We start from the raw sequence: 22,028 nt of genomic DNA on the forward strand, positions 1-22,028 counted from the left end.
GCTGCTTTTGTGACGACCGCGTGGTTCAGGACGTGCTGCGTCCGCGCCGGTAGAGGAGCGCCCCGCCGACCAGCAGCCCGGCGCCGGCCGCGGCGGCCGCGAGGGCGTTCTGGTCCATGCCGGTCGCGGCGAGCTGGTCGACGTGCTCCGGCGCCTCGGCGCGCACGGCGGGACGCGGCGGCCGGGCGGCCGTGGAGGCCTGGAGGAACTCCGGCGCCCTGGGCACGGTGCGCGGCGCGCGCGGCGGCTCGGGCGGCGTGACCTGCTCGACGGGACGCTCGGGCTTGACCGGCGGCACGTGCGGCTCGGGCTCCGGGGGCGCCTCCTCGGGCGCCTGGCCGCACTTGTTGCCGGTGGTCCCGGAGAGCGCCGCGACGACCTCGACGGCGTTGCCGCACGCGTTGATCGGCACGTCGAACGGTGCCGAGAGGAGGTTGCCCGCCAGCACGCCGGGCGAGTGGGACGCCTCGCCGTGGGCGCCGGTGCCGCCGTCGTCCGCGGGTGCCGGGGTCTCCGGCTCGGTCGCGGGCTTCTGCGCGGGCGCGTGGGCCGGGGCCGGGGCGGAGACCGAGGCGGGCGCGGGGGCCGCGCGCTCCGGGGCGGGCGCGGGGTTGGGCGCGGGCTTCGGCACGGGCGCGGGCGCGGGCTTCGGCGCGGCCTCGCGCTGTGGCGGGGCGGCACGTTCCGGTGCCCGTTCGGCGGTCGGGGACGAGGTGTGCGCGCACGAGTTGCCCATGGCCGGGTTTCCCACGCCCACGCCGTTCACCGAGTTGCCGCAGACGTTCAGCGGCACCTCGAGCGGGGCTTGCACGTTGTTGCCCGACAAGAAGCCGGGCGAGCCCGCGGCCTGTCCGTGCGCATCGGCTGCGGCGAACGCGGACTGGCCGGGCAGGGACAGGATGCTCGTCGCGGCCGCCGCCGAGAGCACCCCTTTGGTGAGGGCCTGTCGCAATCTAATGGTCTTCCTGTGAGCGAAGGGAAGCCGGCCTTGGGGCCCGGAGGCCTGCCAAGGCCGGCGGTGACACGACCTGGAGGGCCGGGTCGCTACATCACTGCGTCAGTCGTTGACGCAGGTGTTGCCGAACGCCGGGTTCAGCAGCGCGAGGAAGTCGGCGCTGTTGCCGCACACGTTGACGGGAACGTGGACGGGAACCTGCACGAGGTTGCCGGAAAGGACACCCGGGGAGTGGGCAGCCACACCGTCGGCACCCGCGTCGGCGAATGCCGGGGCACCGAAGCTCAGTGCCAGGACAGCACCAGCGATGACGGTTGCGCTCTTCTTGAGCTTCACAGATCTTCCCTTCTGACCGGTCGCGCCTTAACGGCGGTGAGAGCCGGGCGGGCAGTATCTTCACCCGCACCGCGACCTGAGTCCTGACCAACGACCAGCCCGCGCGGAAGAAACCGCCATAGGCCCCTGAATTCCCAGGTTCACCCGACTGCTGCCGGGAAAGTCATTGCGTGACGGTATGCACGAAGCGGTACGTGAAGTCGTATGCGATGCCGGACGTGAAGGCGTACCGAAGAAGTCGGTTGCCGAATTCCCGCCCAAGCCGTCCCGAATTGCTGAGCACGGCATGAAAAAGCCGCTCGGGCCACCCCGCTCGAAGGAGTCGGGGCGGCCCGGGCGGTCGCTGCGGCGTGAACGATCAGCCGTTGTGCTCGCCGTTGCCGGAGAGGACCGGGATGTCGCTGAGGATGTGCGACAGCGGCTCGTCGCCCTTGGCCTGCGTGGAGTTCTCCGTGCACTGCTGGTTCTGCGGCGCCGACAGGATCGGGATGTCCTGGACCGCGACCGGCACGACACCGACGATGGAGCCGATGTTGCCCTTGATCGGCAGGCCGACACAGGGCTTGTTCAGGGACCCCTGGACGAGGGACAGCTGCGGGCTCATGTCGCCCTTGGTGACGGAGTTGCCGAACGCCTGCTTGGCACCGTTGCCGCTCGCCGACTGGGTGCCGCCGTCGTCGCCGATCGCCATCGCGGCGGGGGCTGCGGTGGCCGAGATTCCGACGACGGAGACTGCGACCGCAGCCGCTGCCATTGCCTTCTTGAGCATTTGCTGTTCCTTTTCTGGGCAGAAGCACAGGTTGCTGCGGGCTGCTCAACTCACCGTCGGACGTTTGGTTCCGCCCATTCACTCCATCGGATCTTTCCCGCGGACCGGTGGCGCCCGGCGCATTCACATAAATACACACCACCACGGGCGGCGCCGTACCGAACCATCGGATTATCCGCACAACGCCACCCGCACACCGACCCGAATCAGCATCGAATCCGAGCCGCCCGTGGGCCATAAGAGTGAACAGCAGCAACCCCGCATGGCTGCGGCAGTTGCTCAGGGTGCTCCACGGACGGGGTTCATATCCAGAAGGGAAATGCTGTGCTCAAGAAGGTCATGGCTACGGCCGCGGTCACGGCTTCCGTCGTCGGTGCGTCGGCTGCCACTGCTTCCACGGCGTCCGCCATCGGTGACGACAGCGGCACCCAGACGATGAGCGGCAATCACGCCTCCCAGACGTTCGGCAACTCCGCCACGTACGGGAACATGAGCCCGCAGATGGCGCTCATTCAGGGCTCCCTGAACAAGCCCTGTATCGCGCTGCCCGCCAAGGCGAATATCGGCTCCATCGTCGGCCTGGTGCCGGTCGCGGTCCAGGACATCCCGATCCTGTCGGCGCCGCAGAACCAGCAGTGCACGGAGAACTCCACGCAGGCCAAGGGCGACGAGCCGCTGTCGCACCTGCTCAACGACATCCCGGTCCTCTCCGGCAACGGCGTCAACAACCACTGACACCGGCACCAAGTCCAGCGGGCCGCCACCTCTCCTCGGCGGCCCGCTGTTTTGGGCTTCCCGGACCGCTCGTCGGCTTTCGCCGCGCCCGCCCTCTTCTCCGCTCAGCACATTAATCGGCCGACCGGGCTAATCGCCGAAACCGCGGTCTCATCGGCCAGTTGACCACCATGCGGCTCCGCAACGGAGCCTGTCTCCGAAGGGAATTCCTCACCATGAAGAAGATCTTGGCAACCGCCGCGATCGCCGCATCCGCCGCCGGCATGACGGCCGTCACCGCCCCCTCCGCCATGGCCATCGGCAATGACACGGGCACCACGTCCATCAGCGGCAACGGCGCCGAGCAGACGTTCGGCAACTCCGCCACGCACGGCAACATGAGCCCCCAGATGTCCCTGGTCCAGGGCTCCCTGAACAAGCCCTGCCTCGGCCTGCCCGCCAAGGTCAACGCCGGTTCCATCGTCGGCCTGGTGCCGGTCGCGGTCCAGGACATCAACGTCCTGTCGGCGCCGCAGAACCAGCAGTGCACGGAGAACTCCACGCAGGCCAAGGGCGACGAGCCGCTGTCGCACATCCTCAGCGACATCCCGATCCTCTCGGGCAACGGCGTCAACAACCACTGACGCACCGGGGCCCGGTACGGCCCCGACGTCCGCAGCGCCGCACCAGGTGGCCGCCACGGTCTTCCGTGGCGGCCACCGCGCGTGCGGGGCCTGCCCCCCTTTGGCCGAGGCACGCGGCCCGTCACGGAGCCCTCAGTAGCCGACGGTGAAGCGGCGCTGGACGAAGCGCGGCAGTTCCACCTCGTCGACCAGGGCGACGGCGGCGTCCTCGGCGGAGATGCGGCTGCGGCCTTCGGCGTCCAGGACGGGCTGGTCGCCGCCGACCCGTAAGCGTCCGGTGCGCTCGCCGGAGAAGATGTCCTCGGCCGGGCTGAAGTAGGTCCACAGCCGGTTGGAGGTGCGCAGGACGTTCAGGGCGTCCCGGTGGCCGCGCACCGCCGCCGCGTACTCGTGGGGCAGCCCGACCTCGTCGAGGGTGGCGGGCAGCAGCTCGTCGGAGTCGGCGCGCACCACGCCCGGCGCGACCTCCAGGCTGCCCGCGCCGCCGATCACGAGGAGCCGGGTGCGGGGGTGGCTCTCCAGGGCCTTCAGGAGGGCCCGCGCCACGGTGGCGTACACCGTGGGGTCGGCGATGGAGCGGCGCAGCGTGTCCGCCATGTCCTGCGCGGCGTTGCCGGGTTGGAACGCGCTGACCAGGACGTCGAGTCCGGGCAGCACCGCCGCTATGGACGCCGGGTCCAGGGCGTCGACCCCGGCCCGGCTGACGTTCTCCGTCCCCGGCTACCGGGCCCCCGACGGCGGCGCCGCCCCCGGCGCCCACCGCCCCACATCGCTGACGCCCCGGCGCCCACCACTCGCATCGCTGACGCCCCCGGCGCCCACCGCCCCGCCCTGGCGGGCCCCGGTGCGGCGCGCACCCCGACGCAGCCGTGGGCGGCGATGTCACCAGGCCATGGCCGTGGGGTCGTTGGCGAGGGCGGCGGCGAGGAGGGCGCGGAGGTGGTCGGCCTCCGGGAGGAGCGTGGCCTCGATCTCGTCGTCGGTGCGGCCGGCGAGGGTGAGTTCCTGGATGCGCCGGAACAGCAGCCGGTCCGCCGCAGCGATCAGGGCGGCGCCGGACAGGGGTGCGATGGCCGGGGCGGATTCGGGGGCGGCAGCGGTCAGCGCCGCGGCGAGTGCCTCCTCCCGCTGGTCGTGCAGTTCGCGCAGCCGGGCGGTGAGGGTGGGGCTGTCGGCGATCATGCGGGCGAACGCGATGCCGGTGAAGCCGACGACGGGGCTGTGGTCGAGGAGGGCGGCGCGGAAGGTCCGGCCCACGGCGGCGAGCGGCTCCTCGCCGGGCTCGCGCTCGGTGACGGCTCGGGCCAGGCCCCCGGTGAACGCCTCGTGGTGGTCGAGGGCCAGGTCCTCCTTGCGGGGGAAGTAGTTGGTCACCGTCTTCTTGGCCACGCGGGCCGCGGCGGCGATCTCGGTGATGGTGGTCTGCTCGAAGCCCTGCTCGATGAAGAGCCTGGTGGCGCAGTCGGAGATCAGCTGCCTGGTCTCCTGCTTCTTGGACTCGCGGAGCCCCATCTCAGTAGCCATGAAGGAATCTTACATCCAACGTAAAAATATGCTTGACGAACCGAGGGGCCTGACCTAAATTTACGTCCGTCGCAAAAATCTCCTCAGCGAACGGACTGCCCTTGCGCCAGCTCACGCACCTCGTCAGCACCACCATCGCCGCCGAGTTCGCGGACGCCCTTCCCACTCCGGACCGCACAGCACCCGGCCTCGTGGAATCGCTCAAGACACCCCTTCGACACGGCCCGGACGGGGCGGGGTACGGACGCCCCGCGCCCCAGCAGCCCGTACGCCCGGCGGCGGCGAACCGCCTCGCCCCGCTCACCCGCCACCAGCGCGGCCCCGGGCGTCGAGGCAACCGGTGAGGACCCCCTCGCCCGCCTGAGCCGTCCGCCCGCGGCCGCGCCGCCGGCCCCCGCCGCACCCCCACCTGCCACACCCACACCACACCTGCCAGGAGCAGCCCTGAACGTCACCGCCTCCACCGTGTCCCTGACCGTCACCGACGTCGCCGCATCGCGTGAGTTCTTCCGCACCCACCTCGGCTACCAGGTCGCCATGGCCGCCGACGGCTTCGCGTCCCTGACCCGCGGGGACGCCGCCGCCGACATCGTGCTTCTCCAGCGCGGCAGCGAGGTGCTCCCCCCTGAGCAGCGCGACCAGCAGGCCGCCGGCCTGATCTTCGCCCTCACCGTCACCGGCATCGAGGCCGAGGAGCGGCGCCTGCGCGAGGCCGGCGCCCCGATCACGATGCCGCTGCGCGAAGAGCCCTGGGGCGAGAGACTGTTCCAACTGACCGACCCGAACGGCGTGGTGGTCCAGTTCGTCGAGTGGGCCACGCGGGAAGAGCAGGAAGAGCCCGCGCAGGGCGACGAGCCCGCGCACGACGAAACGCCCGCGCCCTGAGACCAGTGACGGCCGTACCGACCCCGACGCAGCACGCACCTGCCCCCAGCCCCACCCCGCCCCTCACCCTCCATCTCTGGCTGGCCCTGGCTGGCCCTGACTGGCCCTGACTGGCCCTGACTGGCCCTGACTAACTCTGACGGAGACGACTTGCCCCTGCGCATCACCGCCCTGACCGACCCCGAAGAGACCTCCGCGGCCCGCCGTCTGGCATGGCTGGCCTCGCACCCCGACGGCAGCCCCGCCGGGTACGCCTTCCTGCGCCTGTTCACCAAGGAGGGCCAGCGCCACCTGGCCGAACTGGACGTCCAGGTCCACCCCGCCGAACGCCGCGCGGGGGCAGGCACCCTGTTGCTCGAGGCGGCCGTCGAAGCCGCCCGCCAGGACGGCCGCAGGACCGTCGTCGCCCAGGCCCCGGCCGCATCCCCCGGCGCCGCCTTCCTCACCGCCGGAGGCTTCCGCGTCGCGCTGACCCTCACCTACGCCCGGCTCCCGCTGGCCGACGCGGACCTCCCCGCGCTCACCGCCCTGGCCGAGGAGCCCCGCCCCGGCTACCGGCTGACGGCGTGGGAGGGGAGGGTGCCCGACGAACTCGCCGAAACGTACGCGGCGTCACGCCGGGCCATGGACGACATGCCCATGGGGGCGGTCGACTACGGCACGGTGGTCTGGGACGTCGACCGGGTACGGGCCGCGGCGGACGCCGTCTTCGCGCGGGGCGACATCCTCCACACCGTGGCGGCCGTCGACTCCTCGGACGGCACCATCACCGGCTTCACCGAACTGGTCGTCCCCGGCGGCGGAAGGGGCGACGCCCAGCACTACGGCACGGCCGTGCTGCCCGAACACCGCGGCCACGGCCTCGCCCGCTGGATGAAGGCCGCCTCGATCATCGCGGCCCGCGAGCGCCACCCTCACCTCAGCGGCCTGCTCACCGACACCGCCGACAACAACCCGCACATGCGCCGCGTCAACGACAGCCTCGGCTACCTGCCGACACACACGGCCCACGAGTACCAACTCGACCTGTAGCCGAGCCCGCCGGGCCCGCGTACCGAGACCTTCGGGCGGGACCTCGGTGTAGTAGGGGGCCGGGAAGGGCACTCACACAGCATGAAGATCCTTTTTCTCTTGGCGCTCGTAGGCATCGCGGTCACGCTCTGGTCCATGCGGTCCAGCAGGCGCAAGTAGCGCGGATCCACAGCGCGCGCCGCCGAGCCCGGACGACGGCGGTGCGCGCACAAGAGGCCCAAAAAAAGCCCCTCCGACATGCGTTACCGCAGGTCAGAGGGGCTTTCGGGGTGTGGAGCCTAGGGGAGTCGAACCCCTGACATCTGCCATGCAAAGACAGCGCTCTACCAACTGAGCTAAGGCCCCGCGTGCGCCGATGCCGTGGCGAAAAAATCGCGCCTCGGCGGGCGACGCAGACCAGAGTACCGGGTCACCCCCCAGATCTCGCAAAAGGATTGGGGCTCCCCGTGCGCGACCACTCTCCGTAAGATGCTCGACGTGGTTCGCGGCAGCGAACCACGTCTTAGGGGAAGCGATGGGGAGACGCAAGATGGACGCTGCACAACAAGAATCAACCGCGAGAGCACGGGAGCTCCAGCGGAATTGGTACGGGGAGCCACTGGGGGCACTGTTCCGTCGCCTCATCGACGATCTGGGCCTGAACCAGGCACGGCTCGCCGGTGTGCTCGGCCTCTCCGCACCGATGCTGTCGCAGCTGATGAGCGGCCAGCGCGCCAAGATCGGCAACCCGGCCGTGGTCCAGCGGGTGCAGCTCCTCCAGGAGCTGTCGGGGCAGGTCGCGGACGGCAGTGTGAGTGCCGCCGAGGCGACGGACCGCATGGACGAGATCAAGAAGTCCCAGGGGGGTTCTGTACTGACCAACACCACCCAGTCGACCACGAGTTCAGGCGCACCCACGGTGAAGCGCGTGGTGCGTGAGATCCAGTCGCTGCTGCGCTCCGTCGCGGCGGCGGGCGACATCATCGATGCCGCTGACACGCTCGCCCCGACCCACCCGGAACTGGCAGAGTTCCTTCGGGTATACGGAGCGGGCCGCACCGCGGACGCCGTCGCCCACTACGAAGCGCACCAGAGCTGAGCCGCCGGCCGGGCCGCTGCCGGGCGGCCCGGAAGGGGAGCGGGCACGACCATGGGTGAGGTCTTCGCCGGGCGGTACGAACTCGTCGACCCGGTCGGACGCGGGGGAGTGGGCGCCGTATGGCGTGCCTGGGACCATCGCCGCCGCAGATATGTGGCGGCCAAGGTGCTTCAGCAGCGCAACGCTCACACTCTGTTGCGCTTCGTGCGGGAGCAGGCACTGCGGATCGACCATCCGCACGTGCTCGCTCCCGCCAGCTGGGCCGCCGACGACGACCAGGTCCTGTTCACCATGGACCTGGTCACCGGCGGCTCGCTCGCCCACGTCATCGGTGACTACGGCCCCCTGCCCGCCCGCTTCACCTGCACCCTCCTCGACCAGCTCCTCTCCGGCCTCGCCGCCGTGCACGCGGAGGGCGTCGTGCACCGCGACATCAAGCCCGCCAACATCCTCCTGGAGGCCACCGGGACGGGGCGGCCGCACCTGCGCCTCTCGGACTTCGGCATCTCCATGCGCAAGGGCGAGCCACGGCTGACCGAGACGGACTACGTGGTGGGCACCCCGGGGTACTTCGCCCCCGAGCAAATGATGGGCGCCGAACCGGACTTCACCGCCGACCTCTTCGCCGTCGGCCTCGTCGCCCTGTACCTCCTGCAGGGCGCCAAGCCCGACGCCAAGGCCCTGATCGAGCACTTCGCGGCCCACGGCACCCCCGGAGCACCACAGGGCGTGCCAGAACCGCTGTGGCAGGTCATCGCCACCCTCCTGCAGCCCGACCCGCAGGCCCGGTTCCGCACCGCCACGGGTGCCCGCAAGGCGCTCGCCTCCGCCGCCGAGATGCTGCCCGAGCCCGGGCACGACGACGAGCTCATCGAGATCTTCGACCAACTCGCCCCGCTCCCCACCGGTTTCGGCCCCGACGGCCCCCTCACCCGCGCCCCTCAACCACCCCCGTCCCAGCCCCCGCCGCCACCTTCGTCCCAACCCTCGACGGGCCGATCCTCCGCGGGCCAGCCCTCCGGCCAACCCCCCACGGGCCAACCGCACATGGGGCACTCATCGCCGGGTCACCCCTCGACCGGACACCCCTCCACGAGCCAGCCGGCCACGCCGCTCCCACCTCCGGTCCACCCCTCCGTGGGCCAGCCCTCCGTGGGCCAGCCCTCCGTGAGCCAGGCCTCCGCGGGCCAGCCCTCCGCGCCCCACCACCCCGTACAGCCGCCATCGCCCCCCGCGCACCCCCCGATGTCGGAGACCGGCAGCTTCCACCTGCCCCCGCCGATCCCGCCCCGCCAAGCACCACCCCCACAACCCGCGCAACCACCCACTCCCCCCACACCGACGCCCGTCCCTACACCGGCTCCGCTCCCTACACCGAACCCCCTCCCGGCCCCGGCCCCGCTCCCGGCCGAACTCCCGGCTACTCCCCCCACACCGACGCCCACCCCGACGCCCACACCCCCTCCGAGCCCAACCCCCGCTCCCCCCACAGCCACTCCACAGCCCGCGCACGCCTCGGCCGCGTCCCTCTCCGCGCAGCGCGCTCACGCTCCTACTTCTCCATACACCGCTCAGCCCCAGCAGGTTCCCTCTCCGAGCGCACCAATTCCGGCCCCGCTCCCCGCACTTCAGTCAGGGGGACGTGCCCAGCGCCGTCACGCCGCGGCCGCCGTGCGCGCGGCGCGCCCCGGGCCGCCCGTCAAGGTGGCCCTGCCGATGCTGCTGGCCGCGCTGGCGTGCTTCGCGGTGGGCTTCTGGGCCCTCACCCGCATCTGACGGACCGTACGAGCGCCGCCTCGACCGGCCCGAGCGAGCCGACCGGCCCGAGCGAGCCGACCGGCCCGAGGGGGGCCGATGGGGCCGACCAGCCCGAGCCGGCCGACGGGGCTGAAACGACCTACGGGATCGGAGAGACCTACGGGACCGGCCGGACGGATCAGCCGAGCACCGATCAGCCGAACACCGATCAAGCAGAGACCCGGCCGAGCCTCCGTCGGGACACAGCCCGCCACACCCCCAGGACGGCGAGCAGCACCGTCCCCGTGCCGAACCCCGCGGCCGCGAGCACCTTCATGGCCGTATCGCCCTCGGAGGCGGCCGCGGAGCCGTCCGAGCCGGGCTCGCGCCGGGCGGAGCCACCGCCTCCGGCACTTCCTGCGGCGCCGTTCCGCGCCGCGTCCTCGTCGCGCTCCGTGACACCGAAGCCGTCCGCGGGGCGTGCCGCTCCGGCGTACGCGGGCGCCGGCCGACGCTGTCCTTCGACGCCCACCCGCAGGGTCAGCCCCGTCTCGGCCACGCCGAACCGTTTGCCGACGTCCGGGTCCAGGTGCACCACGAGGTAGTACCACCCCGCGAAGCGCATGCCGGAGGTCCGGTCGAAGGGCGCGTAGCGGTTCTCGTACGCGACCGGCGGCAGCGGGGCCAGGGCCATCGACTTCTGGCGGCCGTCGTACGGGATGTCGTAGTCCACGACGGGCCCGCGCACCGGGTTGAACAGCTCCATGGTCAGCGCGGACGTCACGAAGTCGCCGGTCCGGGTGCCGCTGCCGAGTTCCAGGGTGGCCGAGAGCCGCTGCCCCCAGTCGAGGGGCACCCGGTAGAACCGCGTCTGTCCGGCCCGGACGCGGTCGCCCCACACGCCCTTGCCCAGCGCCCTGGCCGTACCGAAGCTGCTGCCGCCCGCGCGGGGCATCGGGGCCCCGGCGGGAGGCTGCTGCTGCGGCGTGGAGTCGGTGTCCTGGGGCGGAGTGGTCGGCCCGGCCTTGGCGAGGGCGGGTTCGGAGGCGACGTACAGCTCCAGGTCCCAGTCCTCCGGAGAGGACGGTTTCTGCGGGGTGGACGACACCCGCGACCTGGAGTTGGTGGTCCGCTCGACCACCGCGTAGTACGTCCCGGCCGTCTGGCACTTCTTCTGGTCCGCCCCGATCTGCCGCTTCGCCGAGGCGGTGAGCGGCCGGGGGCTCTGCGCGCGGCCGATGAGCACGGAGCCCTGGTCGCAGATGAAGCCGTCGGCGTCCTGCACGGACACCCTGATGCCGTCCTCGTACACGACACGGCCGCGCGGGCCCGGCAGCGCGGTCACGGAGACGTACGCGCTGTCCTTGGCGTCGAGTTCGAGCCGGTAGTAGAGCTCGCTGCCGGTGGAGCCGGAACCACCGGAACCACCAGAACCAGTGGAAGGCCCCGAGGACCCGGCCCCGTCCTCGTCCCCGCCCCCGGGATGCCCGATGGCACTCCTGTAGGTCGCCCCCGGCACCAGCGTCCGGCTCCCGGACGTACTGGCCGCACCGTCGACCTCCTTCACGTCACGGTCGAAGGCGTACGGATCGGGGCTCTCCTCGACGGCGGTCTGCCCGGGCCGGGCGGCGGCCACGCCGCTCGCTGCCGCGCCGCCCGGCAGCGCCACCACACACAGCACAGCGCCCAAGACCACGCCGGCGGTCCCGGCACCGGACCGACCGCCACGGCCTCGCCTCATCACGCCGCTCTGCACCTCACCCTCCACCGATTTGCTCAAGCAAGGAATGAAATTGCGCAAGTGAACCAAAGGGGTGACGCCGTCGAGGTCACGCCGGGGGCAACCGGCCCGCCCGGGGCCTCATGGCCCTCGTACACGCGCGGGAGGACGCCCGCCACCCGACAGAACAAGCGGGACAAAAGGTTCCCGGGACAGCACAGGGCCCCGACCGCTCAAGCGACCGGGGCCCTGTGGCGAGACTGCTGTCGATACTCACGAACCCGTGGGCACGGAGTCAGTCGCCTCCGTCCACAGATCCTGCTCGGCGCGATCCGCCTGGATCTGGCGGTACACGAGGAGCCCGCCGATGGCGGCCAGTGCGACCAGGAGAAGCTTCTTCACCGCGCGACCTCGTCTTTCCTTGACGTAGGGGACTTCTGGCGCCCGACTATACACACCGCCCGATACCGATCGGTGACCTGGATCCGCCCCGCTCACGGCCCCAACTCCCGGCCCGATCACCGCAGTAGAAGCGGACCATCGCGCTCCATCCGCGCCCCGGCCACTGTGATTTTCGCCGCCCTTGCCCCATTTCCTGGCCTCCTCGGGCCGCTTGCGCCCATCCGGGTGGTGTTCATCAGAACATCGACGCGGCGGGGGCGTCGGTCCCGCACTTCCGGCCCGGCATACACATCATGAGGAAAGTACGCAAATCGCCCAACCTGAATGTGAGGGGCCATGACCGCCACCAAGGCCACGAAGCTGTGGACCGCACTCGTCACCGCGGTGCTCGCACTGTTCGCCACGCTGGGACTCGCCTCGACCGCCACGGCGGCCGCCCCGGCACACCAGGCCACGACGACGTGCGAAAGCGCCGTGAGCCCGACGGCGCCCTTCGCGGCCCTCTGGCAGGCGGCATACGAACGCTCCTTGCCCCCCACGATGAAGCAACGCATCCGCGCCGAGGCCCACGGCTCCACACCGAGCTGCCGCCACCTGCCGACGACGGACGCGGAGGACCAGAACGACCCGCAGACCCCGCCGGCGGACCACCTCGCCGCTGAGCCGTAGTCACGGCGGCATCGCGGCCGCAGGCACCCCGTGCAACCGAGAGGACCCCCAGCCCGCAGTGGGCTGGGGGTCTTCTCGTCGGCTGTGTTCAGCGCCTCCACCGCAGGACGAGGTAGCAGAGCAGAGCGGCGATCATCAGTGCCAGTGCCGCCGCCAGGACGAGGATCCCCCCGCCGGCGGGGACGCCGCTCGCGGGCCGTCGCGGGCTCGTTCGGCTCGGGAGTTCCCTCGGTGACCGCCGTCGGCTGACCTGCCACGTCAAGCTCTCGTTCCACCGGATCGCTCCCCCACGCGAAGAGGGCGCCTCCCGCTCGGGGAGACGCCCTCTTCGTACTGCTTCGAAACTGTGGGGCTAACAGGATTTGAACCTGTGGCCTCATCCTTATCAGCCCCGGCGTCATTTCTCGAAGATCCGCAGGTGAAGCTACACGCCCTCTGACCTGGCCCTACATCGGAGACGGTACGCCGCCAACGGTGCTGTGCGAGGACTGCGGGCGCACATGGACGGAGTCAGTCAGCCAAGCTGTCCGACGGCGCAGCAACGATCAGCTACGAAAACGCAGGTCCTCCGACCCGAGATCGCCGAGAAGTACGGGGTGAGCATCCACACTGTGACCAAGAGCCCAGAAGGTTCGTGTCCCGCCGCGTTCCCCCGTCGCGGCAGGGCCACGCCACGTCCGTGGCCGCACCCACCCCGGCCATGCCTCACATTGATCCGCAGGTTCGCCGTTGGCCAACGGCATGAGGCGCCCGGCGAACCACCGGGCGCCTCTGGTGTCCGTGTGCGCAGACCTGCTAATCCTGCTCTCCGGAATCCGTGTTATTGACCCGCGGAACAGGCTTGAACGGACCGAGCTGGGGCCGCTGTCGTTTCCACAGGTGCCGATGCCACTGCCTGACGCACCACCAGGCGAATCCGATGGGTATGAAGGACAACACCGTGGGAACCAATGGCGGCAGCCACGGCCACAACGGCATCGGCCGCACCACCGCGACGACGATCGGAGCCACGACGGTCAGGCCCAGCAAGAGCGCGCCCCATACGTCGTCAACCCGCTCCCACCACGAACGGCTTTGCAGGTATGGCTCGACCGACAACATCGCGGCTATGACGAGCGCCACGGCCGGGGCGATCAACCAGGGCGACGTGGGCACACCCCGGTTACCGAAGAGTTCGCCGATGAAGGTGGCCGGGATGTACGCGACGAGCAGGAACATGAGGGTGTAGATAACACCGCCGCCAAGGTTCCCGGGCTCGTCGTCAGTCGAGTCCTGCGCTTGGGAGTCTGGGCTCTGCTTCATCGCGGTCATCTTCCCGGCCTGGGCCTACAGACACGCGTGGGCCAGGTCGGGGAGCCCTGTGGAGTTGACAATGAGGTTCACGATGTCGTCGTCGATACCCTTCGGGTAATGGGCGTCACCAGCGCCCTCTCCATGTCCGCGTCCGTTCTCCAGACCAAGGCCCCGGACCTCACCGCGGCCGAGGACTCGCTGGCCTTCCGGCGCGCGGTTCAGCTCATCGACGGCACCACCGCGGGCAAGGCCGACCGAGTCTTCCACGACCGGCGCACACTGGCGACCTCCGTGTCGGAGGACCTGGACCTGGCCGGATTCCTCCAGGACGGGTTCGGCCAGGCGCTCACCTTCGTCCGCGTGGAGAACCTGTTCGCCGCGGCCGCCGCGGCGAACACTAACAACGTGGTCCTCGGCAACGCGGCGTCGAATGCGTGGGCGGCGCTCCTGGGCGCGGCCGGCACCGTGACCCTGCGGCCGGGCGCCTGCCTCGGCGTCATGGCGGGCGATCTGCTGAAGGTCGCCAACTCCACGGGTGGCACGGGTGTCACGTACGACGTCGTGATCGTCGGCACGTCCGCGTAAGGGGGCTTCGTGCACAGGGTCTACGCGACGCAAGCGCAGTACGAGGCGTACACCGGGCAGGCGGCTCCGGCGGACATCGTGGCCCGGCTCGGCCGTGCGTCGCGGTTCCTGGAGTCCGAGGTGTTCCGGCTTGGCTGGTACGACGCGGACGGCGACGGTTACCCCACGCACACCCGTGTGCGGGAGGCCTTCGCGGACGCAGTGTGTGCGCAGGTGCAGTGGTGGGCGGAGACCAACGACGAGTTGGGCACTGCCGGACGGTGGCAGTCCGTGAAGATCGGCACTGTCGCCCTGTCCGGGCCCGGCTCGTCCGCCAGCGCGAGGCAGGGCCGGGAGGTTGCTGACGCTGCCCCGGAGGCTCTGCGCAGTCCCGACATGACCACAGAGATCTTCCGGCTCGGGGAGGTGGTGCAGTGCTGATCCCCGACTTCCTGCTCCGCCATCAGGTCACCATGGAGGCCTGGGAGGGCGAGGGACCGTACGGGCCCGTGTACGCGGCCCCAGTGCTCATGCGGTGCTTCCTCGACGAGCAGACCCGCATGGTCCGCAGCCCGGCGGGCGAGGAAGTCACCTCCTCGTCCACTCCCTACGCCGTACCGGACGCGCGGCGCCCCGAGCACTCGCGCGTCACGCTGCCTGACGGGCGTCAATCGACCGTCATCGCCGCGCTCAAACGCGATGGCTGCGGACTACCCACTCCCGATCACCTGGAGGTGCAGCTCCAGTGACCCAGCACGTCCGCATGAACTTCCGGGACAGCGACTGTGGACGTCACGTGGCCGCCGCCATGCGAGCGAGGGTCTCTCCCACGCCCTGGAGCACTCGCTCGACGTTTCCAACTCCTGTGTTGCCCTGGACGAGGGCACGCTGGAGCGTTCCGGACGCGCCGAGGTCGACGGCCTGAACGGGGCCATCTCGTGCGACACCGTGTACGCGGTCCCCCAGCACGAGGAGCTGACCTGGCGGCACTTGCCTGGCCGCTAGGCGAAGTACTTGGAGTCGGCGATGAACGCCTCCAGGGAGGTCATGCTCCGGCTGATGGCGGTGCCGCTTCGTCGCTGGCTACGGGGGCAGTGCGCTTCGGGGCCTACGTCACCGGGGCCGGTCAGCCGGTTGCGGCGCTTCCTGATATCCGAGAGGGACAAAAACGATCAAATACTCCTCGAAAACCTGCTCATGGAAATCGTCGAACTCGCCGTCCTCAGAGTCGTCATCCTCGGCTTCCTTGTCGTCCTCAGACACATCGTCGGCCAGATACTCCTCCCACCGAGCATGCGCATCTTCACGTCCCTTGGCATACACGTGCACCGTGTAAGTCCGGCCCGGGGATAACTCCAGTCGCACCTCCGGGGTCGCCGGGCCTGTCGTACATCCGAGGACCCGCATCCCGCCGTGGTACACCGGCCGGTACTCCACTGAATCAAGGAGTGCCCATTGATCAGCAAGGGGCGGCAACCCCACGTCGGCAGATGCCCGGCAAAGAGTTACAGGCGCGTAGTGCCACTGCACCTCGCTACAAATCGTGATCTCCCCAGGTGTAACGAGCACTGGGTTCCCACTGGCGAAATCACGATCTGCCCGAGGGACGTCAAAGTCCGAATCAGGCTCCTCAATCACGTAAAACTGCCGGTAATCGATGCTGATCACACCCTGGTGCGACTCCAAATCCCTCCTCGGCCAAGACCGGATCAACCGCATAGACGCTAGTCGACGGACCGCCTCAAGTCCCCCTCTTTGAACGGCCTCTTCCCACCGAGGCAAGTGAGCTGTGCGCTACACGACCACTGTTCTGGGTGGGCTCGCTTCCCTGATCGCGGAGGCCGGGCTGGCCATGTACAGGCCCGACGGCGTGTACGCGGCGTCGGAGGTCGGTGTGCTCTTCTCCGTCGCTCCGCACGCACCGGACGGCGTCATCGCCCTAACCGCGTACCCGGTCGAGGACGCCAACGGCGATGCCGTTCCCACCAGTTACGAGCTCGACGGCAACGACATCGTTCAGACCGTAGAGACCAACGACAAGACGGCGTTTCCGGTAGTCGCGGACCCCAAGTTCACTTGGGGCATTGTCACCGGCACCGTCTACTTCAAGAAGAGCGAAACGTCGAAGATCGCGAACACTGGCGCGGCCGCGGCGTTGGTCGGCTGGGCCCTGCCCCCGGGGCTGAATGCCTACGTGAGCGCGCATGCCGCGGCCATCACCAAGGTGGCGATGCGCGCCAAGGCCAACAAGCGCTGCATCAAGATCAAGATTGCTGGTGGGCTCTTCGTGCCAGGTGATTATTCTGGCGGCTACTGCAAGTAGAAGCTGAGGTTCTAAACATGTGGGTTCTGTACAGCGCCTGTATCGCCGTCGTCGTCTCCATCACAATCCGGCTGATCGTGGGGCGGAATTCGGTCATTCCGCCGTGGCGTGATGTGACCTCGATCGCGACTGGCGTCCTCGTTGCAGCCGTCGTCTACATAACTGCGGCTGTCGCAGCGCATGTTGAGAGCCCGATCGCTTTCAGCTCGGCCGCGCTGTGGCTCACAGCCTCAATCACCGGTGTCCACGCCGTCAGGGAGTCACGACGCTCCCGCAGCTGAAGATTTGCCGCACAGCTGCCCACGCCCAACTCGTAATGAGGCGCGGGCAGCTGTGTGCATAGGGGCCGTGTACGAGGTTTGGACGATCGAGCAGATACTCAGCGTCTCCGAGAACCTGGCTTGTCTCAGGAGCTCCAGGAGATCGGTGTCGTCGTGAACTCGTTGAACTGGCGAGCGCCTTGTGCACCGCGCGCTCGTACACCGACGGCGAGAGCCGCCGCGCGACCTGCTGCTGGGAGCATCCCGTCTCCAGTTCCCGGAGGATCCGGCGCTGGAAGTCAGTGCTCGTTACCTCCCTGGCTGCGGGGTCCAGGTCCTGCCAGCGCGTGGCCCGCCACCAGAACATCTCGTACACCGACCGCGCCCAGGCGACCACGGCGCAGTCCGTGACGTGCCAGCCCGCGTCCGGCTCGCTGTGCTCGCTGCTCGGCTCGTTGTCGATGAAGAGGTGCTGCGCATCGACGATGATCATGCGCGGTACGCGGGCCGCCTTGGACGGTACACAGCTCACGCGTGGCGGTCGCCAGGACTTCGCCGATGCGGGCGTTCATCTCGCCGCGGCGGGGCAGGAACTCGCTCCCCGGGCCGCTGTACATCCGGTGGGGCTCGAAGTGGACGGCGAGGAGTTCCAGGGCCGGGAGCCGGTGGAGGCGGCGGAGGGTGCGGTCCAGGAGTTCGTGCTCGGCGCTGATGAGTCGGCGGGCGACGGCCCGCGGGTCACAGGCGATGAAGCCTGCGGGGAGGTGGGGGCGTACTGCTGCCACAGTAGGGGCGGCGTGCTGGGTTCCGCACCATCATGTTCCTGCAAGATCATCAGATGGTGCGCCCAGGAAGTGCTGCCGCTTCGGCCTCGGGGGTTCCGGACAGATTCTGGATTCTCAAGATCAACACATGTAGACGCCCGGTAGATCCTCAGGATCTACCGGGCGTCTGACCTGGCCTTAGGCCATTGTGGGGCTAACAGGATTTGAACCTGTGGCCTCATCCTTATCAGGTCGGTCATGGGCGGCCGTTGATGTCGGCTGACCTTCATCTCGTGCCTGTTGAGCAGCCGTTGGCGTTCCCGCTCGACCGCCCCTGTTCGCGCGTGTTGATGTCAGGTGCTGATGTCAGCGATCACAGGCACCCTTGACAGATCAGACGCGCTTCGCTGCGAACTATCGGCGTGCGGGTCGCTGAGGTCTCCTGGCCTGGTCGACGAGTCGCTGAGGGCCGCTGAGGACCGCCGAGGGTCGGCAGGGTTGCGGTACTTCTCTGCTGTACAGCAGTCTCGCAGTACGACGTCAGGATGCTGGCGTTCTGACGTGCCCTATGGCGAGCAGCCCTATTCCAATGACGGCGATGGTCGCAGACCAGAAAGCACCGACCACCAGCAGCAACGCACCGGCTCCCCACACTCGCGGCTGCTTGACGTGACGCTGCAGCCACATGCCGGGCAATCGGCCGAGCGCAAGCCCGTGGATGCCGAGCACCGCGCAGGCCAGCGCGAGTGTGAACAGCACGCCTGCCGCGACCAACATGATGACTCCCATGGCCCCCCTCACGGAACTCCGCCTTCGCGGTTCGGCGCCAGTGTCGCAGAGGGACAGGCGCACTCCTGCGCGAGGTCGGTGGAGCGGCTTTGGGCTGGAGCTGCTTTGGGGCGAGTGATCATGGCCCCTTACGCTCGCCGCGATTCGGGCAGTCTCGGGTCGGCGCGATCGTCCCGTGCTCCTGCCACTACCTGACCGAGGCGACCCCGCTGCACCGCCCATGCCCCGTCTGCCGCTGCGTGGGCCCTTGTCTGGACTACGCCCAGTGCGGGCGCGACTGGTGGGCCGGTACCTGGGTGGACTGCCCGACCTGTGACCACACCGGGTTCGAGCACACTCCGAATCTCACGGCCTGGTGCCGCACCTGCCGGGGCGCTCGCTGGCTGCGCGCCTCCCAGGCGGTGTCGGCATGACCACCTCCACGATCACGCTGTCCGTGGAGGCTCCGCCCACCCCGGTGCGTGCACTGTGTACGGCGGACACGCCTCTTGCCCATGCCCGGGCTGCGCGTGGCTGGTCTCAGTGCAAGGTGGTTCGCGCGCTGACGCTGCTGGCTGAGCACTGGGGTTGGGACATCGCCTGTGAGTCGTCGCTGAAGACTCAGCTCTCCATGTGGGAGAACGACGCGCGGCGCCCGGGACCGAAGTATCAGGTCCTGCTGTGCGCCCTCTACCACTCGACCCCGGATGAACTCGGCTTCACGCGCAAGGGCCGTCCGCCCACCAGGGCTGCGCTCGCCGATCGGGTGGCCACGTTGGAAGCCCTCCTGGAACGCCTCGTGGCCCAGTCCGGGGCGGTGGTCGTATGACCCGTCTGCCTGTTGCCCCGGCCGCTGTTGCTGACATGGCGGCGGCCTTCGGCACTGCCCCGGTCACCCTTGCGGACATGCTCCGGGTCGCTGCCGCTCCCGGTTTCGACAAGTGGCAAGACCAGATCCGCCGCACAGGAGGTTGCACGAGCCCGATCCGTCTGGCGGGCTGGAGCACCACCGTGGACACCCGTACCGGTGAGGTCTGGGACTACTCGACCGCCAAGGAACCGGGCGGAGTTCTCCGGGTCGCCTGCGGCAACCGCCGTGCCTCACGCTGCCCGGCCTGCGCCTGGACGTACGCGGGCGACACCTACCACCTCATCCGCTCCGGCATCACGGGCGGCAAGTCCGTCCCCACCTCGGTGCGCGCCCCCCCGAGTCTTCGCGACTCTGACCGCTCCGAGCTTCGGTCCAGTGCACAACCGGCCCACCTCCGGCCGCTGCCGCTGTGGTGCCGCACACGGTGAAAATGACCGCGCCCTCGGCACAGCCCTCGATCCTAACCGCTACGACTATGCGGGCGCCGTGCTGTGGAACAACCACGCAGGCGTGCTCTGGCAGCGCTTCACCATCTACCTGCGCCGTGAGATCGCCAAACAGGCGAGGATATCCCAACGGGCCCTCGCAGATCACTGCCGGGTGTCGTTCGGGAAGGTCGCCGAGTTCCAGAAGCGCGGCGCGGTCCACTTCCACGCGGTCGTACGCCTTGATGGTCCCGACGGGCCCGACACCGAACCGCCCCCGTGGGCCTCGTTCACGCTGCTCGATAAGGCGATCCGCTCGGCCGCTGCTCGAGTAACCCTGTCGCTGCCCCCGGCCGGCCGCTATCCGGCCCGCACCCTCAAGTGGGGCACGCAGGTGGACGTCCAGCCCATCGGCGCTCTCGCACAGGACGACCTGACCGAGGAGACGGTGGCCGCGTACGTCGCCAAGTACGCCACCAAGGCCGCCGAGACCACGGGCACCGTGGACCGCCGGATCGGGGAGCTGTGCGAGCTCGACCGCATGCCGGATCTGCCCGGCCACACCCGGCGCCTGATCGAAGCGTGCTGGGAGCTGGACGCGGCCTACCCGGATCGGCTGCTCGCGCACTGGTCGCACATGCTCGGCTTCCGCGGCCACTTCTCCACCAAGTCGCGCCGCTACTCCACCACCCTCGGAGCCTTACGGCAGGTCCGCGCCGACTACCGGGCCAAGCAAGAACGCAAGGCACGCGGCATGGAAGACCTCGACGACGCCCCGGAGGGCACCACGCTCGTCCTCGCGCACTGGGAGTACGCCGGACACGGCCACACCCCCGGCGAATCCCTCCTCGCCGAATCGATCGCCCGCGACATCCGCCTCAACCGGGAGTTCGCGCGCGAAGCACGCGCCGACCTGGGCGCCCAAGAGGCCTGGGAGGTGTGCGCATGACTGACGAGCTGCTCACGGTCCCGGACGTCATGGCGTGGCTCAAGGTCGGCCGTACGACGGTCTACGACCTGATCCGCACTCATCGCCTGCCCTCGCTCACGATCGGGCGGAGTCGCCGAATTCCTGCCGCTGGTGTGCGGGAGTACCTCGCTTCTCGGCTCGAATACGAGAGGGCGGCCTGATGACCAAGCGTCGCCCCAATGGTGGGGGAACAATCACCAAGCGCAAGGACGGCCGCTATCAGGGCGCCACGTACGTCACGAACACCGAAGGCCACCGGGTCCGGAAGTTCGTGTACGGCTTCACGCACGACGAAGCAGCCGAGAAGCTCGGCAAGCTCCAGGATCAAGAGCGGAACGGTGTCCCCGTCCCGGCGAAGACCTGGTCACTCGGTGAGTGGCTGGCCTAATGGCTTGAGCACATCGTGAAGCCCGAGCGCGAGCACAACACGTACGTGAAGTACGAGTCCAAGATCCGGCTCTACCTCGTGCCTCACCTCGGCAAGAAGCCGTTGTCCAAGCTCACCCCGGCGCAGATCCGGACGTTCATGGCCACGCTCACCCGCGAGAAGGTCGGAGCCTCAACCCGCTTCGAGGTGCTGCGCGTCCTCCGGAACGCTCTCAACCGAGCCATGCGCGAGGAGCTGCTGACGCGGAACGTCGCCCTGCTCGTGGACATGCCCAAGGTCACCAAGGGCAAGGTCAAGCCGTGGAACGCGCGTGAGGCGATCACGTTCCTTCGTACCGCTCGTGCCCATCGGCTCTATGCGGCCTGCGTCCTGGTGCTCGTCATCGGACTGCGACGGAGTGAGGTCCTGGGCCTGCGCTGGCAGGACATCGACTTCGAGGCTCGCCAGTTCGAGCCGGTCATGCAGGTACAGCGAGAGAAGGGCATCGGCCTGGTGCTCAAGAAGCTCAACACCGACTCGTCGCAAGCGACGCTGCCGCTTCCCGAGTTCTGCGCCCGTGCCCTCGAAGAGCGGCGAGAGCTCCAGGAGCTGGAACGGAAGATCGCTGGCAACCACTGGAAACAGCAGCCGGACCAAGACCTGATCTTCTCGTCCGAGCATGGCGGGATGATCGACCCCGTGGGCTTCTCCCGGACCTTCGGCCGGCTGGTGAAGCGTGCTGGCGTCCGTCGGATCACGGTCCGCCTTGCCCGGCACACCTGCGGCACCTTGCTGGCCTTCCTGAAGGTGCATCCCAAGGTCGCTCAGGCGATCCTCCGGCACAGCCAGATCAGCATGACCATGGACGTCTATACCCACGTAGTGGGCGACGGTGAGCGCGAAGCCGTGTCGATGCTCGCAGAGCTGCTCGAAGATCCGCTCATCGGCTAGGAGCATC

26 protein-coding genes, 1 tRNA gene and 2 pseudogenes are annotated in these 22,028 nt (G+C 69.4%); 17 read left to right on the plus strand and 12 right to left on the minus strand.

Annotated features, from left to right (window positions below):
* Positions 1 to 25: 25 nt before the first annotated feature.
* From QUY26_RS19405 to QUY26_RS19415, 3 genes are all read right to left on the minus strand, one after another.
* Positions 26 to 952, minus strand: a complete 927-nt coding sequence (locus QUY26_RS19405; protein WP_289948415.1) for a chaplin — start codon at positions 950 to 952, stop codon at positions 26 to 28.
* A 105-nt stretch (positions 953 to 1,057) separates the two neighbouring features.
* Complete coding sequence (locus tag QUY26_RS19410) at positions 1,058 to 1,291, minus strand: chaplin (RefSeq protein WP_289948416.1); 234 nt, start codon at positions 1,289 to 1,291, stop codon at positions 1,058 to 1,060.
* A gap of 358 nt (positions 1,292 to 1,649) precedes the next feature.
* Positions 1,650 to 2,060, minus strand: coding sequence for a rodlin (locus tag QUY26_RS19415; protein ID WP_289948418.1), 411 nt, complete (start codon positions 2,058 to 2,060; stop codon positions 1,650 to 1,652).
* A gap of 324 nt (positions 2,061 to 2,384) precedes the next feature.
* Here QUY26_RS19415 and QUY26_RS19420 point away from each other — a divergent pair, with 324 nt between their 5' ends.
* Positions 2,385 to 2,795, plus strand: coding sequence for a rodlin (locus QUY26_RS19420; RefSeq protein WP_289948420.1), 411 nt, complete (start codon positions 2,385 to 2,387; stop codon positions 2,793 to 2,795).
* Positions 2,796 to 3,010: 215 nt separating this feature from the next.
* Positions 3,011 to 3,418, plus strand: a complete 408-nt coding sequence (locus tag QUY26_RS19425) for a rodlin (RefSeq protein WP_289948422.1) — start codon at positions 3,011 to 3,013, stop codon at positions 3,416 to 3,418.
* Between the two features lie 132 nt (positions 3,419 to 3,550).
* Here QUY26_RS19425 and QUY26_RS19430 read toward each other — a convergent pair.
* A pseudogene (locus QUY26_RS19430) lies at positions 3,551 to 4,114 on the minus strand (NAD(P)-dependent oxidoreductase); the annotation flags it as partial.
* Positions 4,115 to 4,300: 186 nt separating this feature from the next.
* On the minus strand, positions 4,301 to 4,930 hold the full coding sequence (locus QUY26_RS19435) for a TetR/AcrR family transcriptional regulator (protein ID WP_289955834.1): 630 nt from the start codon (positions 4,928 to 4,930) through the stop codon (positions 4,301 to 4,303).
* Positions 4,931 to 5,043: 113 nt separating this feature from the next.
* Here QUY26_RS19435 and QUY26_RS19440 point away from each other — a divergent pair, with 113 nt between their 5' ends.
* From QUY26_RS19440 to QUY26_RS19450, 3 genes are all read left to right on the plus strand, one after another.
* The gene (locus tag QUY26_RS19440; protein WP_289948424.1) at positions 5,044 to 5,286 is read left to right on the plus strand and encodes a hypothetical protein; all 243 of its coding nucleotides are present in this window, start codon (positions 5,044 to 5,046) and stop codon (positions 5,284 to 5,286) included.
* 100 nt (positions 5,287 to 5,386) lie between these two features.
* Positions 5,387 to 5,827 (plus strand): VOC family protein, encoded by a 441-nt coding sequence (locus QUY26_RS19445; RefSeq protein ID WP_289955837.1) that lies wholly within the window; start codon positions 5,387 to 5,389, stop codon positions 5,825 to 5,827.
* Positions 5,828 to 5,977: 150 nt separating this feature from the next.
* Positions 5,978 to 6,859, plus strand: coding sequence for a GNAT family N-acetyltransferase (locus QUY26_RS19450; RefSeq protein WP_289948427.1), 882 nt, complete (start codon positions 5,978 to 5,980; stop codon positions 6,857 to 6,859).
* A gap of 272 nt (positions 6,860 to 7,131) precedes the next feature.
* On the opposite strand, the gene QUY26_RS19455 is transcribed toward QUY26_RS19450, so the two are convergent.
* A tRNA-Ala gene (locus tag QUY26_RS19455) sits at positions 7,132 to 7,204 on the minus strand.
* Between the two features lie 184 nt (positions 7,205 to 7,388).
* On the opposite strand from QUY26_RS19455, the gene QUY26_RS19460 reads away from it, so the two are divergent.
* The gene (locus QUY26_RS19460; protein ID WP_030357748.1) at positions 7,389 to 7,937 is read left to right on the plus strand and encodes a helix-turn-helix domain-containing protein; all 549 of its coding nucleotides are present in this window, start codon (positions 7,389 to 7,391) and stop codon (positions 7,935 to 7,937) included.
* A 51-nt stretch (positions 7,938 to 7,988) separates the two neighbouring features.
* The gene (locus tag QUY26_RS19465) at positions 7,989 to 9,713 is read left to right on the plus strand and encodes a serine/threonine-protein kinase (protein WP_289948431.1); all 1,725 of its coding nucleotides are present in this window, start codon (positions 7,989 to 7,991) and stop codon (positions 9,711 to 9,713) included.
* Positions 9,714 to 9,903: 190 nt separating this feature from the next.
* Here the strand turns inward: QUY26_RS19465 and QUY26_RS19470 are convergent, their stop codons facing one another.
* Both QUY26_RS19470 and QUY26_RS19475 read right to left on the minus strand, forming a co-directional pair.
* On the minus strand, positions 9,904 to 11,370 hold the full coding sequence (locus QUY26_RS19470; protein WP_289948432.1) for a hypothetical protein: 1,467 nt from the start codon (positions 11,368 to 11,370) through the stop codon (positions 9,904 to 9,906).
* Positions 11,371 to 11,667: 297 nt separating this feature from the next.
* Complete coding sequence (locus QUY26_RS19475; protein ID WP_003999697.1) at positions 11,668 to 11,796, minus strand: DLW-39 family protein; 129 nt, start codon at positions 11,794 to 11,796, stop codon at positions 11,668 to 11,670.
* Between the two features lie 336 nt (positions 11,797 to 12,132).
* On the opposite strand from QUY26_RS19475, the gene QUY26_RS19480 reads away from it, so the two are divergent.
* Entirely contained in the window at positions 12,133 to 12,465 is a 333-nt protein-coding gene (locus tag QUY26_RS19480) for a DUF6344 domain-containing protein (protein WP_289948433.1), read from the plus strand.
* A gap of 795 nt (positions 12,466 to 13,260) precedes the next feature.
* On the opposite strand, the gene QUY26_RS19485 is transcribed toward QUY26_RS19480, so the two are convergent.
* Complete coding sequence (locus QUY26_RS19485) at positions 13,261 to 13,776, minus strand: hypothetical protein (RefSeq protein ID WP_289948434.1); 516 nt, start codon at positions 13,774 to 13,776, stop codon at positions 13,261 to 13,263.
* 99 nt (positions 13,777 to 13,875) lie between these two features.
* On the opposite strand from QUY26_RS19485, the gene QUY26_RS19490 reads away from it, so the two are divergent.
* Genes QUY26_RS19490 through QUY26_RS19500 form a run of 3 tightly spaced genes read left to right on the plus strand, consistent with a single transcriptional unit; the run spans position 13,876 to position 15,071 of the window.
* Entirely contained in the window at positions 13,876 to 14,343 is a 468-nt protein-coding gene (locus tag QUY26_RS19490) for a hypothetical protein (protein ID WP_289948435.1), read from the plus strand.
* 9 nt (positions 14,344 to 14,352) lie between these two features.
* The gene (locus QUY26_RS19495; RefSeq protein ID WP_289948437.1) at positions 14,353 to 14,763 is read left to right on the plus strand and encodes a hypothetical protein; all 411 of its coding nucleotides are present in this window, start codon (positions 14,353 to 14,355) and stop codon (positions 14,761 to 14,763) included.
* Positions 14,757 to 15,071, plus strand: a complete 315-nt coding sequence (locus QUY26_RS19500) for a hypothetical protein (protein WP_289948439.1) — start codon at positions 14,757 to 14,759, stop codon at positions 15,069 to 15,071. The genes QUY26_RS19495 and QUY26_RS19500 overlap by 7 nt, the downstream gene beginning before the upstream one ends.
* A gap of 364 nt (positions 15,072 to 15,435) precedes the next feature.
* Here the strand turns inward: QUY26_RS19500 and QUY26_RS19505 are convergent, their stop codons facing one another.
* Complete coding sequence (locus QUY26_RS19505) at positions 15,436 to 15,990, minus strand: hypothetical protein (RefSeq protein WP_289948442.1); 555 nt, start codon at positions 15,988 to 15,990, stop codon at positions 15,436 to 15,438.
* A gap of 121 nt (positions 15,991 to 16,111) precedes the next feature.
* On the opposite strand from QUY26_RS19505, the gene QUY26_RS19510 reads away from it, so the two are divergent.
* On the plus strand, positions 16,112 to 16,645 hold the full coding sequence (locus QUY26_RS19510) for a hypothetical protein (RefSeq protein ID WP_289948444.1): 534 nt from the start codon (positions 16,112 to 16,114) through the stop codon (positions 16,643 to 16,645).
* Positions 16,646 to 16,897: 252 nt separating this feature from the next.
* Here the strand turns inward: QUY26_RS19510 and QUY26_RS19515 are convergent, their stop codons facing one another.
* Both QUY26_RS19515 and QUY26_RS19520 read right to left on the minus strand, forming a co-directional pair.
* Positions 16,898 to 17,398: a hypothetical protein gene (locus tag QUY26_RS19515; RefSeq protein WP_289948447.1), complete on the minus strand. Its 501-nt coding sequence runs from the start codon at positions 17,396 to 17,398 to the stop codon at positions 16,898 to 16,900.
* A gap of 811 nt (positions 17,399 to 18,209) precedes the next feature.
* Positions 18,210 to 18,458 (minus strand): hypothetical protein, encoded by a 249-nt coding sequence (locus QUY26_RS19520; RefSeq protein ID WP_289948449.1) that lies wholly within the window; start codon positions 18,456 to 18,458, stop codon positions 18,210 to 18,212.
* 409 nt (positions 18,459 to 18,867) lie between these two features.
* Here QUY26_RS19520 and QUY26_RS19525 point away from each other — a divergent pair, with 409 nt between their 5' ends.
* From QUY26_RS19525 to QUY26_RS19545, 5 genes and pseudogenes are all read left to right on the plus strand, one after another.
* Complete coding sequence (locus QUY26_RS19525) at positions 18,868 to 19,266, plus strand: XRE family transcriptional regulator (protein ID WP_289948451.1); 399 nt, start codon at positions 18,868 to 18,870, stop codon at positions 19,264 to 19,266.
* A gap of 35 nt (positions 19,267 to 19,301) precedes the next feature.
* Positions 19,302 to 20,682 (plus strand): annotated as a pseudogene (repSA, locus tag QUY26_RS19530) (replication initiator protein RepSA).
* Positions 20,679 to 20,864 (plus strand): helix-turn-helix domain-containing protein, encoded by a 186-nt coding sequence (locus QUY26_RS19535; RefSeq protein WP_289948454.1) that lies wholly within the window; start codon positions 20,679 to 20,681, stop codon positions 20,862 to 20,864. The pseudogene repSA and the gene QUY26_RS19535 overlap by 4 nt, the downstream one beginning before the upstream one ends.
* Positions 20,864 to 21,091, plus strand: a complete 228-nt coding sequence (locus QUY26_RS19540) for a hypothetical protein (protein ID WP_289948455.1) — start codon at positions 20,864 to 20,866, stop codon at positions 21,089 to 21,091. Before QUY26_RS19535 ends, QUY26_RS19540 begins: the two co-directional genes overlap by 1 nt.
* A 12-nt stretch (positions 21,092 to 21,103) precedes the next feature.
* Positions 21,104 to 22,021, plus strand: a complete 918-nt coding sequence (locus tag QUY26_RS19545; protein WP_289955839.1) for a tyrosine-type recombinase/integrase — start codon at positions 21,104 to 21,106, stop codon at positions 22,019 to 22,021.
* Positions 22,022 to 22,028 lie beyond the last annotated feature (7 nt).

Source organism: Streptomyces flavofungini (assembly GCF_030388665.1).
GTDB classification, from domain to species: Bacteria; Actinomycetota; Actinomycetes; order Streptomycetales; family Streptomycetaceae; genus Streptomyces; species Streptomyces flavofungini_A.